Genomic DNA, 15,207 nt, shown 5'->3' on the forward strand with positions numbered 1-15,207 from the left:
TAAACGCCGTTTCAGGAGGAAAGCAGGGCATCTAATCGTTTTTTGTCGGCTGCGCAAACATCCTGCGGATGCTGATATCCCACGTTTTCATTGGCGCGGGTATACAAAGCGACCAGCCAGTCGTAAACGTAACGGCTTGCGCCATGCGAAGGTTGTTCATCCAGTTTCGTCAACCGTAACATCGGCTGTTGCGCCGGGGCACTAAAAATAGCCGATCCTTTTTGGATCCTGCTGGCCGGACGCTGTTCCTCTGCCACGCTGGCAAATCCAAGCCAGGTAATAAAATCCCCAATATCGGCGTGAAGCTGCGCGGCGCAGACGTTTTCTCGCTGCATAATGCGCTGTAAGCGTTGCGGCATCTCCAGCCGATAGCTGGTGGTGACGAGGATATCGGCAACCTGCCTTAGCGTACGCGGCTCGAGACGTAAACGGCGCGCATTATTTTCATCGCGACACCACTGGCGCACGTGGTTAACCCACATTTTGTGCGCCTGATACCCGGTCTCTTTGCTTTCCGGCGAGTGCGGTGTGTCACGCACCTCGGCAAACAGGTCAATCTCTTCATTAAATAATCCGCTCACCTGTTCCTCGCGCGGCTGCTGAACACGCAGCAGCGACTCAAAGAGGCGCATCGGCGGGAGCAAACCGTCCAGGAGTTCGCCATGCTTTGCCGCCTGGGCCTGGAGCTGGCGGATCACCGACTCATTGCTACCCGATTCGGTTTCAACGGGATTAATCCAGCCGATCAGGGTTTCGCGTACGCGCTGCTGGTGCTGCTCACGCAGGGAGGTCAATCTCGCCTGGCGTTGCTGGGGCGAGGTTGCCTGAGTCAGCCATTCGACGAGGCGTTGTAAGCTGTGTTTATCCAGCGCCTGCAGCGTGCCCCAGTGCAGTCCGGGCTTGCCCATTAATTGCTGCACAGATTCATCAAGATTTTGCTGAGTGCTAAACCGCGCATCCTGCGGAGTAATGGCCCAGACCACTCCCGGCAATGCGGCGTCATGTACGGGCTGAGTGTCGTTAACCCAGCCCAGTAGTTTGCGGGTGATGGCGGGCGTCTGGGAGCGGGTAGATACCGCATTACAGATTAAAAGTACATCCGGTTGCAGATGCTGGCGATAATGTTCCAGCATCCAGCCTAATTTGGCCTGCCACAATGGATGGGGATGAACATCCGGGGCGAGGGGAATATCCAGCAGATCGACATTCTCCAGTACCGCGTCTTCAACCGTCAGGACCAGCTCGCGCGTGAGCAGCGCCAGCGAAGCCTGAGAAAGGCTGACCGCATTGAGCAACTGATCATTTTCTATTGGATGAACCACCACATCGCTTTGCGCCTCATTCCCGTTCAATGCTACCTGAGTCAGGAAACTCTCGGCAGGTAAACCAAAATGGTCAACCAGCAGGCTCAGCGGAGCCGCGAGTTCTTGCGCGCTCCCGGTTTGTTGCAGCGTATGCGCCAGCGCCAACCACTGTTGCGTCAACTCTGGTTGTTCTCCCCACAGTAACGCCCAGGCGTTTGCCCGGGTAGTCAGATCCAGAGCGGGTAGCAGCGTGGCAAACTGATGCCATAGCGCGTCGTCAAATTGCTGTTGTCTGGCCGGTACGCAGGCGCGCCAGAAACGACCAATTGCCGCGACATCATGCGCGGTAATGCCCGGCACCGGATGACGCTGGCGCAACGTTTGCCATTTTTCCAGGCGCGCCTCAATAATCGATTTCTCGACCTGGCGGTTGTCCGCAAGCGCACAGAACTGGGTAATAAATAGCTGTACCAGTTCGGCTTCACTGAGTAGCCGCAGGCGCAACGGCCATTCACCATCGAGCGGATTTTCATCACGCGTAAAGCGGATCGCCATATTGGTTGGCGCATGACCAGGATTAATATGTGAAAAGTAATCAAAGCTGCGATCCGGGGTAACGATATTCACTTTGCCATTGGCGTTGCTGCACAATGCTGTGAGCAGGTGCGCTTTTGCCGATTGCGAATGTCCGTAAAGCCCAACGCATCCTCGCGATGAAAAGGTCGTCTTCAACGCAGATTCATTAACAGTGGCCAGGGTGAGCTGTGCCAACAGGGCATCCGCTTCATCATCAAGACGCGCCGCACGCTGACGGGTATCAGTTACCCACTCGATGGCGGCCTGCGCGGTGTTTAACATCTTACTCATTTCAGGTACACGCTCCCGCTATCAATCCAGTAATGGCTCCCGCTATGGCGTCGGTCTGCCAGCGTATTCAGTTTTAACGTTAAGGCATTGGCGGCAACGGGAGTGCCATCCTGTAACCACGCATCGCTCAGTACGAAGAATTCCGGGCCGCTTTCTTTGCTACCACCGCGTAGCTGCAGCCGTACATTCAACACGCCATCTCCGGCGATGGTTTTTGCCAGTTCGGCAGAATTTATGCTGAGCGTATACAGCGGTGTGGCAGGCCAACGGCTGTTGGCCAGTTGACGGAAACCTAACGTAACGTTGCCGCGCAATGGGAAGTGCAGGCGGGCATCCAGTTTCGCGCCGGGCTTATCCAGATCGATATCGTGATACCAGATGTTCTCATCGCGCAGCGTATTGACCGTATTATCCAACACGCCGAGATAACGTACGGTCGAGTAAGCGCCGATATCGGCAGCTTTAAAGTTGAAACGCGGCAAGCGTAGATCCAGCGCCAGGCTACACAACATGGCACCAACTGCTGCGGTGGATTTGGGGTTACCAATCCGCCCTTGTTGGCTGAACGGATACCACTCATGTACGCGGTAGTTATCCATCCAGATCATACGATTAACCGGAACGGGCTGCAGATGGCGGATCAACGCCTGTACGCCAGGTAAACAGGCGGGTCTGCCGGTCACTAATAAAATATCGCAGCGATAGTGTGAAATGGCCTCACAGACCGCGTGCAGTGGGGAGGTCAGGGTAAACTGGCCCGCCAGTAACGCTTCTTGTAACTGCCTGAACTGCACCTGTAACGGCACGCTCAGCACATCAAACGCTGGCGATCCCGCAGGTAACGCATGATCGATAGCCTGCTGGATGTAATTCAGTACGTTGCGCGTTGGTTGCTGGCTCAGGAGTTCGCCAAAGGTGGCATGCAGACCCGCTACCGGATCGTTAATATCACTTTGTTCCCAGGCTGAAAGTACCGCATGACCGAGCGGCATAAAGAGTTGTAACGCCGTTTGTTGACGCAAAATCGCCTGGGTGTCGATGCGCCCGGAATCGCCAAATAGCGTAGCCAGCAATGCGGCGGCGTCGGTCACGCCAGCCTGTTGCAGACGGGTTTGCAGCGCAGGCAACACGCAACGCTGAATCACGTCCAGCAGCATGTCATCGCCCGCAACCTTAAAGCCTTCACGGAACAGCAGATGCGGGGTAATTTTGACGTTTGTACCCACGCCGTCATCAAGCTGGTAGTGGACGACGGCCATATCCGTTGTCCCGCCGCCAATGTCGATCGATGCCACGCGCAGCGCACGACCTTTAGTCTCACCAGGCTCCGGCAAACGGTCCGGGCGGGCAAGGGCGTTAAAGAACGATTCGGTGTGGCCATCGTAGTGAGAGATAGCTTCGTTATACAGCCACACCAGTTGCCCGCAGCTGGCCTCATCCCATTCCATCTGGATCTCAGGTACGGGAACCACGCTCTTTTCCTGCTGTTTACGGGTGGTGAAGTCTTCATCCTGCGGGTGCCAGCCCATTGCTTTCCAGACCAACGCAATAGCTTCAAACATGCGCAGGCGGAAAATCTCGCGCTCCTGTTTGGGCATCGCCGACGGCAGGGTCAGGATCAGCGTACGCAACTGACGAGGAGATGCCGGGAATCCGAGGCGCAAACGCGTCGCCACGCTGTTAATTTGCCCCAGCGCCTGGGCCAGTATTTCGCACAACATATGCGTCATCAGCGTACTGCGGCTGTATTGCGGTGAGAATACCGGCAGACGATCATCCTGCGGCAGGCTGAACAGCGGTTGCCCGTCATCATTCATCAGGTTCATCAGCGGGAAGGCGGTAGCCAGTGGTTCGCGCTGGGTTTTGCCATTCATCTGGCTAAAGCGCCAGTCATGCAACACCGGCGTTTCGTCCCACAGATAACGGCGCGGGCTGGAGATCCCACTGCTGCCTTCAGTGCCCATGCGCTGCATCGCCAGCTTTCGGGCTTCATCGCCAACGCGGACAATCGACGGCCAGATAAAGGCATCATCACGGCCGCTCTCCACGGAAAAGTGCTGCTTACCAAAACGCGCTTCGGAAAACTCCAGTCGGCTGGTGAACAACGGATCGTTGAGAAACTGTGGCTCGCTTAACGAACGCACCTGCAATTCGGCTGTCTGGCGCAGTCCGTCATTGGCATCCCCGTGATCTTCAATCAGGACGCCACAGGTATGGGTGTTACCGATATCCAGGATAAGATCAACGGGAATGGCGGGCGTGCTGAGGGTATGCGTGACCAGTTTCACTTCCGGGACGGAAAGCTGCTCGCCTAACAGGGTCAGCACATTTAGCCAGTGCGCCTGATATTCAAAGTTACGCAGCGCCTGCTGGATCTCTTGTTCTGAGCGGTTCTCATGCTGTGTGACATGATGCATAAAGGATTCGCGCAACCAGCCGTCAATCCAGGTCTGGTCGAGGAAATCGGCAATTTCGTTGTCATGCCAGGCCAGCGCAAATCGCGTACCGTTCAGCAGGTCATTTTCGTTGGGGGTTAACGCCGCAGGGGCATTTTCAGTGAGCTGGCTGTCCAGCGCCACGGTGACGCGGTGGGTGTTGCCCGCGCTGTCAGGTTGCGCCAGCTTTCGCACCTGTACGCGCGCCCAGTTATCCGGGCCTTCAACAAACGTACGCGGCGGGTTGAAGCGCAGGAACGGCAGCGGCAGCCAGACACCGTCGAGCACGTCCAGCGAATAATGCAGCTTCTGGGTGCTTTCCGGCTTCACCACTTCGGGCTGACCGCCGGTGCTGCCTGGTAAGGTATAACGTCCGGTTGTCAGATCGAAATCCAGCCGCAGCAGGGGACCGTTTGCCGTTTTGCGCACAAAGCGGCCATGATGCGCTGATTCCTGCGGCGTCAGGCCAAAATCCAGAAATTGCACACCGCTATTGGCGATGAGCGTCACGCTCTGTTTGTAGTCACACAGATTCACCAACATAAAATCAGGCACCTATCTTTTTGATCGTCAGAGGGATTTCCGCGTGATCGTCATAACGTGCGGTACAGGCGGCGACGTCATTGGTTCCCGCTTTGCAGGTAATTTCCGGCATCGGATAACGTGACCCGTCCGTACAACGGGCATTCCCGCGACTCTTAATCATTAATTCACCTGACTGATGCAAACCGGAGAAAATCTCGGCACGACAAACAATATTGTCGCCATGAACCACGCGCGCCGTGCCTTTATTGGCCTGGATCTGATAGCGCAGCGACGGCGCTTTACCGCTAACCGGATCTTTAACATCAACCATTACGCGCCAGTTACCGTTGAGAAAACGCGTCGTTCCTGCCTTCATCTGGTTGGCATCCATCACCAGCGCATCTTTCGGAATCGCGGCGATCACGACCGGTCCTTCGACAGGTTTTTCTTTTTTGGCAGCCGGAACCACTTCAGCCCGATGCAGCGGCAGTGCAGATGTCAGTTCTGGCAGCGGTGCCATATCTGCCTTAGCGACGTCTGCAGGGGGAACAGCGGGTACGGGCGGGGTGGGCTGTTGCTTCCACAGCAGCGGTCCAACCATGGCTGCAATGATCACCGCGGCAACGGGCAGGCTCCACAACGGCAGGCGGCGTGCGGGTTTCTTCTGTGCGAGCGGCGGCGAGACTTCCGGTTCGTTAACAACGACCGGGGGTTGTGGTTCATGTTCAGGTTCAGCCGGTTTAGGTAGCTCAACCACTGGAGTCAGCAAAGGCGTCTCGGCCTCGGCGAAGGTGATTTGGGCAGTGATTTCTTCTTCCGGCTCAGGCTCTGCTACGGTGACGACCGGAGGAATATCGGCAAGGCGCAGGCAATCGAGCACATCGTCGCGAGGATTTTCATTCAGATTGACGAAACCCCAGAACGTAATAACGGGTTTACCTTCAACCAGAAACACGTGATTCTCACCAGGAAACTGGATGGCTTTTTCCAGCAGTGAGCCAAACAGTTGCAGAGAGGTTTTACCCGATTGCAGACTTTTACGGCTCAGCGCCGCCGCATTTTCCAGCGTGCTCCCCAGATAGCGCAGCGCACGAAAACGGGCCTCTTCATCAGCGGCTTTCCATGCAACGGCTTTCCCTTCAATCGGCGAATACCAGTCAACGCGATCGCCGTTGTCGTTAATTTGTGGGATCGCCAGACAATCCACCATCGCCTGCTGTTTACGCAGGCGAAGCGTTTCACGAATTTGCAATGCTGAATCAAACACGGCCTGACCACCGCCGCCCACGGCCTGATAGTCATCCAAATTGCCGCTGCGCAAGAGAGTTTTTGCCACGTTGTTACCCCTTAGACTTCTTCACGTATCTACTTTACGTTTTATAAAAACGAGCAAACGGTGGAAGAGAGGCAAAAAGGGGCGAATTTTCATGGCATAGAGTGCCGGGAAAAATCTTGACGTTTTGAAAAAGACTTAAGGGAAATTAATTCGCTTAGGGTGATGAATTATTCAGCGAAATACACCGGATTAGAATAACCTGATAGTGATTTGTTATTGGTCAGTTTTTGTCAGCTATGCTCTGATATCCCGGTTAATAATAAAATAAGAAGGCTTATAACCATGATTGCAAGGAAAACGTTACTCGCGCTGGCGCTCAGCGCCGTCTTACCATCAGGCGCGGCGTTCGCGGCCAATACTGACACTCTCATTTACTGCTCAGAAGCGTCGCCAGAGTCATTTAACCCGCAAATCGCCAGTTCCGGTCCATCGTTTGTGGCCAGCTCACAGGTGCTCTACAACCGACTCATCAATTTTGATCCGGTAAAAAATACGCCAGTTCCGTCTCTGGCAACGGACTGGACGATTTCGCCGGACGGTAAGACCTACACTTTTACCCTGCGTCAGGGCGTGAAATTCAACAGTAATAAATTCTTCAAACCAACCCGTGACTTCAACGCTGATGACGTGGTTTTCTCGGTATTACGACAGAAAGATGCCGATCATCCGTACCACAAAATTTCTCAGGGAAGCTACGAATACTTCAATGATGTCGGTCTGGATAAACTGATTAAAGAAGTGAAGAAGGTCGATGATTATCACGTTCAGTTTATCCTTAATGAACCTAACGCCGCGTTTCTTGCCGACTGGGGAATGGATTTTGCCTCCATCCTCTCTGCAGAATATGCCGACGTGATGCTGAAAAAAGGCACCCCGGAAAACGTCGATAACTGGCCAATTGGCACCGGGCCATACGTGTTGCAGCAGTACAAGCAGGATTCGCAAATCCGCTATCTCGCCAACCCCAACTACTGGGACGGCGCCGTCCCCACGAAGCACCTGATCTTCTCAATCACGCCAAACGTTCAGACCCGATTGGCGAAACTGCAAACCAATGAATGCCAGATAATTCCGGCGCCTGCGCCCGTACAGTTTGACGAGATTAAGAAGAATAAAGATTTGACGCTGCATTCGGTTGAAGCGCTGAACGTCGGGTATCTGGCGTTTAATACCGAGAAAAAACCGTTTGATAACGTGCTGGTGCGTCAGGCGCTTAACTACGCGACAGACAAAAAGGCCATTATTAACGCCGTCTTTTTAGGTTCCGGTACGGTGGCAAAATCGCCAATTCCGCCGAATATGTTGGGGTTCAATAAAGATCTGCAGGATTACGCTTACGACCCGCAGAAAGCGAAAGATCTGCTTAAACAGGCGGGACTGGAAAACGGCTTTGAAGCGACGCTGTGGTCAATGCCGGTTCAGCGCCCATACAACCCGAACTCCCGACGGATTGCCGAGATGATCCAAAGCGACTGGGCGAAGGTTGGCGTGAAGGCGAAAATTGTGTCGTACGAGTGGGGCGAATATCTCTCCGGAATGCGTAAAGGTGAGCATGACACCGCGTTGTTCGGTTGGATGTCAGACAACGGCGATCCGGACAACTTCGCCGATGTATTGCTGGGCTGTGACAGCATTAAAACCGGATCTAACGCCGCGCGCTGGTGTGATAAAGAGTATAATTCGCTGGTTCAAAAGGCGAAACTGGTGAGTAAACCGGAAGAACGCGCCGCGCTTTACCAGCAGTCGCAAGAGATTTTCTACCAGCAGGCTCCGTGGATCGCGTTGGCAAACGGGAAAACGTTTTACGCGACGCGCAGCAACGTCAGCGGATACAGCGTTAGCCTGATGGGCAGCGATTTTTCAAAAGCAAAATTAAATTAATGAGTTAAGGAGAGGTTATGTCGCATCTGGATGAGGTCAGCGCACGTGTTGATGCCGCCATTGAAGAGAGCGTCATTACGCATATGAATGAATTGCTGATTGAACTCAGCGATGATGTCGTGCTGAGCCGGGAAGAACGTTACACCCAGCAACAGCGTTTGCGTACGGCTATCGCACATCATGGCCGTCAGCATAAAGAGGATATGGAAACCCGTCGCGAACAGTTGACCAAAGGCGGCACAATCCTTTAATTCGTTGTTGCCAGATGGCGAAGTAACACCTTATCCGGCTTGCATGTTCAGGCCGGATAAGCGCAATTAAAACGAACGTCTCGCCACCAGCCAGGCCCCAACGACCAGCAGCACCGCGCCGCAGACCGGTCCCACCAACGCCCGCAGCGGTACGCCATGACTGCGCAGAATATCCAGCACCAGTCCGCCGATTAACTGGCTGGCCACCAGCACCGCGATAGTGGTTGCAGCGCCCACATTTTGGTATCCACTGATGCTGGCAAAAACAAAGAACGATCCCAGCAAGCCAGGGATTAGCGTCCACCAGCGCACGCTGGAAACCAGTTCCCCAAACCCCGCCATACCTTGCTTAAACCACAGTATGCTGACAAACAGCACGATCCCGACCAGCGAGTTAAGTAACATGGCGATGAGGATCGTCGAGGACGTCTGCGTGATGCGTACCATCAAGGTATTTTGCACCACCAGACCAATACCTGCGGCAATCAGAAAGGAGAGGGTTAGCGTCTGGTTCATCTGCTGGCATCCGGTTCGCGGCGATCGTCTAACTGCAACTGCATAAAAGTCAGATCCAGCCAGCGCCCAAATTTCGTGCCAACCTGTGGCATTTGCGCGGTGGTTTTAAAACCCAGCGTGCTGTGCAGATGCAGCGACGCCTGATTCTGAGACTCAATGCCCGCAACCATCACATGCTTGCCGCACGCGCGGGCTTCTTCTATCAGTCTGCTGAGCAGCGCTCGTCCCAGGCCTTTACCCTGATGAGCAGGATGGACATATACCGAATGTTCAACGGTATGACGGAATCCATCAAAGTTACGCCAGTCGCCAAAGGAGGCGTACCCTGTAATTACGCCATTCTCTTCACTCACCAGCACCGGATAGCCCATCAACTGGCGGGCTTGATACCATGAGATACGGTTTTCGGCATCGACCGTTTGATCGTTCCAGATAGCCGCCGTATGCAGTACCGCGTGGTTGTAGATTTCTGCAATGGCGGCACAATCTTCTTTGCTGGCAAATCGAATGGACATGTTGAACCTCAGGGGTTGTTCACTATAGTATTACAATATGAATACTATTGAAGACAGCATAAATCAACGGATCGGTGCAAGAATTCGCATTGAGCGGGAATCTCGCGGCTGGTCTCTGACGGAACTCGCTGAGCGCGCAGGCGTGTCGCGGGCGATGATCCATAAAATAGAGCGCGGTGAGAGCAGCCCAACGGCCACGCTGCTGGGCAGGCTCTCCGGTGCCTTTGGTATCAGCATGTCTATGCTGATGGCGCGGGCCGAAATGCAGGAGGGCAAGCTGCTGCGCTTCGCTGATCAGCCTGTGTGGCACGACCCGCAAAGCCACTATCTGCGCCGCCACGTTTCACCGCGCAGCGATCTGCCTATTGATCTGGTGCAGATAGAATTGCCTGCCGGAAGCGATATCCCGATGCCAGCCTCTTCCTACGTGCAGGCAAGACAACTTATCTGGCTACAGCAGGGGGAATTGGTCTTTGTGGAAGGGGACGTGCGTCATGAAATGCGGGCTGGCGATTGCCTGGAGCTTGGTCCGCCGAATGATTGTCGGTTTATCAATGAAACCGCACAACCCTGCGTTTACCTGGTTGTGCGGTTAAATCATGTCGTCAGCTAACTGGCGGGCACAGGCTGCTACTATTGATGGAATCATGCCAAAAGCAGAGGAGCACATCATGGGTCAACAGACTAATCGCAATCGCCGCTGGGTACTGGCTTCCCGCCCGCATGGCGCGCCGGTCCCGGAAAACTTCCGTCTTGAAGACGATGAGGTGGCAACGCCGGGTGAAGGCCAGGTTTTGCTGCGCACCATTTTTCTTTCCCTCGATCCCTACATGCGTGGACGCATGAGCGATGAGCCGTCTTACTCCCCGCCGGTAGAGATTGGCGGCGTGATGGTTGGCGGGACCGTGAGTCGCGTGGTGTCCTCCAACCATCCTGATTACCAGCCAGGCGAGTGGGTGCTGAGCTACAGCGGCTGGCAGGACTATGACATCTCCGACGGTAACGGGCTGGTGAAGCTTGGCGATAATCCTGAACATCCCTCCTGGGCGCTGGGAGTGATGGGGATGCCAGGATTTACTGCTTATATGGGGCTGCTGGATATCGGTCAGCCAAAAGCGGGGGAAACGCTGGTTGTGGCCGCCGCCACCGGCCCGGTTGGCGCAACGGTAGGGCAGATTGGTAAGCTCAAAGGCTGCCGGGTGATCGGGGTTGCAGGCGGGGCAGAGAAATGCCGACATGCCACCGAGGTCTTGGGCTTTGATGTCTGCCTCGATCACCACGCACAAGATTTTGCGCAACAGCTGGCAAAAGCCTGTCCGCAGGGGATCGATATTTACTACGAAAACGTCGGCGGCAAGGTATTTGACGCCGTTCTGCCATTACTCAATACCTCTGCGCGCATTCCGCTGTGCGGACTGGTCAGCGGTTACAACGCCACATCGCTTCCAGGCGGACCCGATAGATTACCTTTGCTGATGGCAACGCTGCTGAAAAAGCGAATCCGGATGCAGGGCTTTATCATTGGTCAGGATTATGGTCACCGCATTCAGGAGTTTCAGCGGGAGATGGGGCGCTGGGTTAAAGAGGGCAAAATCCATTACCGCGAGCAAATCACCGACGGTCTGGAAAATGCGCCGCAGACCTTTATCGGCCTGCTGACCGGCAAAAACTTCGGTAAAGTGGTGATTCGTCTTGCAGACGATGCGTAAAACGGATGGCGGGAGTCATTCCCGCCAGTGTTACTCAAAACGCCAGGCCAGATTAATCCCTACGCCATAGTTTCGTCCTGGCGCCGGTTCGTAATATCGACCATTTGCCTCATTCACTATCACCGAACCGACGTAGGACTTATCAAACAGATTATCCACCCGACCGAACAGGTCGATCATCAGACTGCGGTAATAAAATTTATAGCCGGTATTTAAACCCACTACGGTATAGGACGGGGCTTGCGCCGTATTTTCATCATTGGCCATAATATTGCTCATATAACGAACATCAGTTCCCGCATACCAACCTTCATCAGGCACGTAGCCCAGCGAAGCAAATCCCATGTTTTGCGCAATGCCAGGCAGGCGGTTGCCGTTGCAGTTTTGATCGCCACAGACGTTGCTGCGGTAGGTCGCATCCAGCCAGGTCCATGCTGCTTTTACGCGCCAGCTTGCGGCAAAGCGTTGGTCCCAGGATAACTCACCTCCCTGACGGCGGGTTTTTCCAGCGTTTTTGTAGGTTGTCCGCCCGCCGCTACTGCTGTCAACCACGATCTCGTCATCGGTATCGGTCTGGAATAGCGCTGCGGTAAACAGCCCATCGCCGATACGCGTTTTACTGCCGATTTCCACGGTATCGTTTGTGGAAGGATGTAGGTCAAAATTCATTCCACTTTGGCCGTCGGAGCGGTAAGACAACTCGTTGATGGTGGGCGTTTCGAACCCACGTCCCGCGGCCAGGTAGACGTTCCAGACATCGGTGATGGCGTATTTTAACGATCCGGCAGGTAACCACTGGTGATAGCTGGCGTCACCGCTGTCATCTCCGTTACCAGGCGTAATATAGCGATCGTTAGAATCAAACCACACCGAACTGTAGCGAACCCCGGCATCCAGCGAGAGTTTCTGCGTTAATTGCCACTGGGTTTGCAGATAGGGATCGACATTCCACATCAGGTTACGTTCGTTACGTCGTAAGTCGCCTTTCTGACCATATTCTGGCACGCCATCATCAAGGCGAAAGTTGTTGTAGCCTTTACGGTTTTCGCTCATGTTTTCGTAATTCAGACCGGTGGTGAAGGTCACGGGTATACCCAGCTCGCCACGGTGAGTCCAGCGGTTGTCTATCCCCTGATAATGACGTTGCAGGGTAATAACGCCTCCGGCATGAGAGGGTTTTAACTGCGGGGCCATCGGGATTGACTGATACTGAGTGGTTTCACGCTCGCCCGCATAAGTCATGATGCTGATATCATCCTTCGCGCTAAGCTGGCGTTCATAGCGCAACCCCGCCTGGGTCTGCTTGATGGTTTTTCGCGTGTTGTATTGCTCAGCGCGGGGAGATTGCTGCGGATTGGCCTGCCACTCCGACTCGGTAAGACCACCAGGATCGTCAGCTTTACTCTCTACACTATTGAAAATCAGGGTTAGTTTGCTCGTATCGTCCATGCGCACGCCCAGTTTGGCATTGGCCAGATTTTTTTGGGCGCTGCTGCGATCGCGATAACCATGGGTGGTAAACCGGGTTGTTGAAACGGTGTAATCCACATCCCCTCGCTGTGTACCATCTCCCAGTGCGCCCGTTGCTTTTAACCCGTAGCGCCAACTGCCAAAACTGCCGTAATAACTGCTGGCTTCAAGGGTTGGCGGCTCATGTCCCGTTTCAGTGCTGACATTCATCACTCCACCAGACGCATTGCCATACAGAGCAGAGAAGGGGCCGCGTAAAACCTCAATATTTTGTACGCTGCTGATATCAATATTGGATGTTTGACCCTGCCCATCCGGCATGGTTGCCGGGATCCCGTCGACATACAAACGAATGCCGCGGATGCCATAAGTGGTTCGCGAACCAAATCCGCGAATCGACAACTGGAGATCCTGGGCGTAGTTCTGCCGATTTTGCACCTGCAGCCCAGGGACGCTGGTCAGGGATTCAGACAGATTAATTCGCGGCGTTGCCAGACGCATATCTTCTCCGTCAACGACGCTGACGGCGGCAGGGGTGTCCAGTTCAGAAACGGACTGTGGTGTCGCGCTAACGATCAGCGTTTGATCGTTTATCTCACTTTCTGCCACGGCATAAGGCGAGAGGAAGACAGGCAGTAAAGAAACAGGAAGTGCAGTGTAGCGGGATGCAAAAATCGTCATGAACAAGGCCAGTTAATGATGCTTACGCCGTAATACCGGCGATAAGCGCGTGAATTTTTTTATAAAAGATGAATTTCAGCGCTGCTGGATTGCGCTAGTTTTTCGGGCAATGACAACGATTGTAGTCAATATGTGAAGAAGTGCTCCACTTTGAGATGAATAATGATTACTATTCTCATTCTTAAAAAAGGCAAAACCATGATTTTGCTCATTGAAGCTATGTGAAGCAGTAACAAACGAATTTATCAAAGGGAGTCGTCATGTCTTTACGTCATCTGTTTTCGCCGCGTCTGCGTGGTTCTTTACTGTTAGGTTCACTGCTCGTTGCATCATCTTTTACTACGCAGGCTGCAGAAGAACTGCTGCGCAAAGCCGTGGGCAAAGGCGCCTATGAAATGGCATACAGCCAGCAAGAGAACGCGCTGTGGCTGGCGACCTCGCAGAGCCGCAAACTGGATACCGGCGGGGTGGTTTACCGTCTTGACCCGGTCACCCTCGAAGTGACTCAGGTTATTCATAACGATCTCAAACCGTTTGGCGCCACCATCAACAACGCCACGCAAACGCTGTGGTTCGGCAACACGGTAAACAGCGCGGTGACGGCAATGGATGCCAAAACGGGCGCGGTGAAAGGACGTCTGGTGCTGGATGCGCGTAAGCGTTCTGAAGACGTTCGCCCACTGCAGCCGCGTGAGCTGGTCGCCGATGACGCCACCAATACGGTATACATTAGCGGTATTGGTAAAGAGAGCGTGATTTGGGTGGTGGACGGCGATGCCATTAAATTGAAGGACACCATTCAAAATACCGGAAGAATGAGCACCGCTCTGGCTGTCGACAGCAAGGCTAAACGCCTGTACACCGCCAATGCGGACGGTGAATTCATCACCATCGATACCACCACCAACAAAATTCTCAGCCGTAAAAAGCTGCTGGATGATGGAAAAGAGCATTTCTTCATCAACCTGAGTCTGGACACGGCGGGCAACCGCGCCTTTGTCACCGACTCTAAAGCGGCGGAAGTGCTGGTAATCGACACCCGTAATGGCAACGTCCTGGCAAAAGTCGCCGCGCCGGAATCCCTGGCCGTGCTGTTTAACCCGGCGCGTAACGAGGCCTACGTGACCCATCGTCAGGCCGGCAAAGTGAGCGTGATCGACGCGAAAAGCTATAAAGTCGTTAAAACGTTCGAGACCCCAACATTCCCGAATAGCCTGGCGCTCTCCGCCGACGGTAAAACCCTGTACGTGAGCGTGAAACAGAAGTCCACCCGCGAGCAGGAAGCCACCCAGCCGGACGATGTTATTCGTATTGCGCTGTAATTAACCGGAGGGGGAAACCCCTCCTGTCACTTCTCTAAATCCCCCGATACGCCTCGTTACACCCCGCCAGTAGCCTGACCTACTTCAGGGACTTACACTACGCCCTCAACGGCTAACTGAATAACACGGGAATACCATGAAAAAGCCATTTATCTGTCTTTGTGCAGGCGTAATGCTGTTTACATTGGCAGGATGCACCACCGATTACGTCATGACGACCAAAAGCGGACAAACCATCACCACCCAGGGTAAGCCAAAACTGGATAAAGACACGGGAATGACCAGCTATACCGATCAGGATGGGAATGCGCGGGAAATTAACAGCAACGACGTAGCGCAGTTGATTGAAGCGAACTAAAAAAGAAGGCCTGAAGGATTAACCTGTCAGGCCTTCT

The 15,207-nt window shown here is 54.1% G+C and carries 12 protein-coding genes; 6 read left to right on the top strand and 6 right to left on the bottom strand.

Features of this window, described 5'->3' with window-relative positions; genetic code table 11:
• Window positions 1-11: 11 nt before the first annotated feature.
• Genes O6D90_RS11440 through O6D90_RS11450 form a run of 3 tightly spaced genes read right to left on the bottom strand, consistent with a single transcriptional unit; the run spans window position 12 to window position 6,467 of the window.
• Entirely contained in the window at window positions 12-2,171 is a 2,160-nt protein-coding gene (locus O6D90_RS11440) for a virulence factor SrfC family protein (protein ID WP_016156577.1), read from the bottom strand.
• Window positions 2,168-5,149 (bottom strand): virulence factor SrfB, encoded by a 2,982-nt coding sequence (locus O6D90_RS11445; protein ID WP_046275606.1) that lies wholly within the window; start codon window positions 5,147-5,149, stop codon window positions 2,168-2,170. Before O6D90_RS11445 ends, O6D90_RS11440 begins: the two co-directional genes overlap by 4 nt.
• A 4-nt stretch (window positions 5,150-5,153) precedes the next feature.
• The gene (locus O6D90_RS11450; protein WP_016156574.1) at window positions 5,154-6,467 is read right to left on the bottom strand and encodes an SrfA family protein; all 1,314 of its coding nucleotides are present in this window, start codon (window positions 6,465-6,467) and stop codon (window positions 5,154-5,156) included.
• Between the two features lie 282 nt (window positions 6,468-6,749).
• On the opposite strand from O6D90_RS11450, the gene O6D90_RS11455 reads away from it, so the two are divergent.
• Both O6D90_RS11455 and O6D90_RS11460 read left to right on the top strand, forming a co-directional pair.
• Window positions 6,750-8,348, top strand: coding sequence for an ABC transporter substrate-binding protein (locus O6D90_RS11455; protein WP_016156573.1), 1,599 nt, complete (start codon window positions 6,750-6,752; stop codon window positions 8,346-8,348).
• Between the two features lie 17 nt (window positions 8,349-8,365).
• A complete protein-coding gene (locus O6D90_RS11460) occupies window positions 8,366-8,599 on the top strand; it encodes a YdcY family protein (RefSeq protein ID WP_016153143.1) in 234 nt (77 codons plus the stop codon).
• Between the two features lie 66 nt (window positions 8,600-8,665).
• Here O6D90_RS11460 and O6D90_RS11465 read toward each other — a convergent pair whose 3' ends face one another.
• Window positions 8,666-9,115, bottom strand: coding sequence for a DMT family transporter (locus tag O6D90_RS11465; RefSeq protein WP_016156572.1), 450 nt, complete (start codon window positions 9,113-9,115; stop codon window positions 8,666-8,668).
• A complete protein-coding gene (locus O6D90_RS11470) occupies window positions 9,112-9,630 on the bottom strand; it encodes a GNAT family N-acetyltransferase (protein ID WP_016156571.1) in 519 nt (172 codons plus the stop codon). The genes O6D90_RS11465 and O6D90_RS11470 overlap by 4 nt, the downstream gene beginning before the upstream one ends.
• A gap of 37 nt (window positions 9,631-9,667) precedes the next feature.
• On the opposite strand from O6D90_RS11470, the gene O6D90_RS11475 reads away from it, so the two are divergent.
• Together O6D90_RS11475 and O6D90_RS11480 are read left to right on the top strand one after the other, a co-directional pair.
• A complete protein-coding gene (locus tag O6D90_RS11475; protein WP_016153140.1) occupies window positions 9,668-10,243 on the top strand; it encodes a helix-turn-helix domain-containing protein in 576 nt (191 codons plus the stop codon).
• 58 nt (window positions 10,244-10,301) lie between these two features.
• Window positions 10,302-11,339, top strand: a complete 1,038-nt coding sequence (locus O6D90_RS11480; protein WP_016156570.1) for an NADP-dependent oxidoreductase — start codon at window positions 10,302-10,304, stop codon at window positions 11,337-11,339.
• Window positions 11,340-11,369: 30 nt separating this feature from the next.
• Here the strand turns inward: O6D90_RS11480 and pqqU are convergent, their stop codons facing one another.
• Window positions 11,370-13,490: a TonB-dependent receptor PqqU gene (gene pqqU / locus O6D90_RS11485; protein WP_016156569.1), complete on the bottom strand. Its 2,121-nt coding sequence runs from the start codon at window positions 13,488-13,490 to the stop codon at window positions 11,370-11,372.
• Between the two features lie 260 nt (window positions 13,491-13,750).
• Here pqqU and O6D90_RS11490 point away from each other — a divergent pair, with 260 nt between their 5' ends.
• The gene (locus tag O6D90_RS11490; RefSeq protein WP_016156568.1) at window positions 13,751-14,812 is read left to right on the top strand and encodes a YncE family protein; all 1,062 of its coding nucleotides are present in this window, start codon (window positions 13,751-13,753) and stop codon (window positions 14,810-14,812) included.
• A gap of 136 nt (window positions 14,813-14,948) precedes the next feature.
• Window positions 14,949-15,170, top strand: coding sequence for a YgdI/YgdR family lipoprotein (locus O6D90_RS11495; protein ID WP_003020157.1), 222 nt, complete (start codon window positions 14,949-14,951; stop codon window positions 15,168-15,170).
• The last annotated feature ends 37 nt before the right edge of the window (window positions 15,171-15,207 follow it).

This window comes from Citrobacter sp. 21OH12SH02A-Citro (genome assembly GCF_027919895.1).
In the GTDB taxonomy this organism is placed as follows: Bacteria; Pseudomonadota; Gammaproteobacteria; order Enterobacterales; family Enterobacteriaceae; genus Citrobacter; species Citrobacter braakii.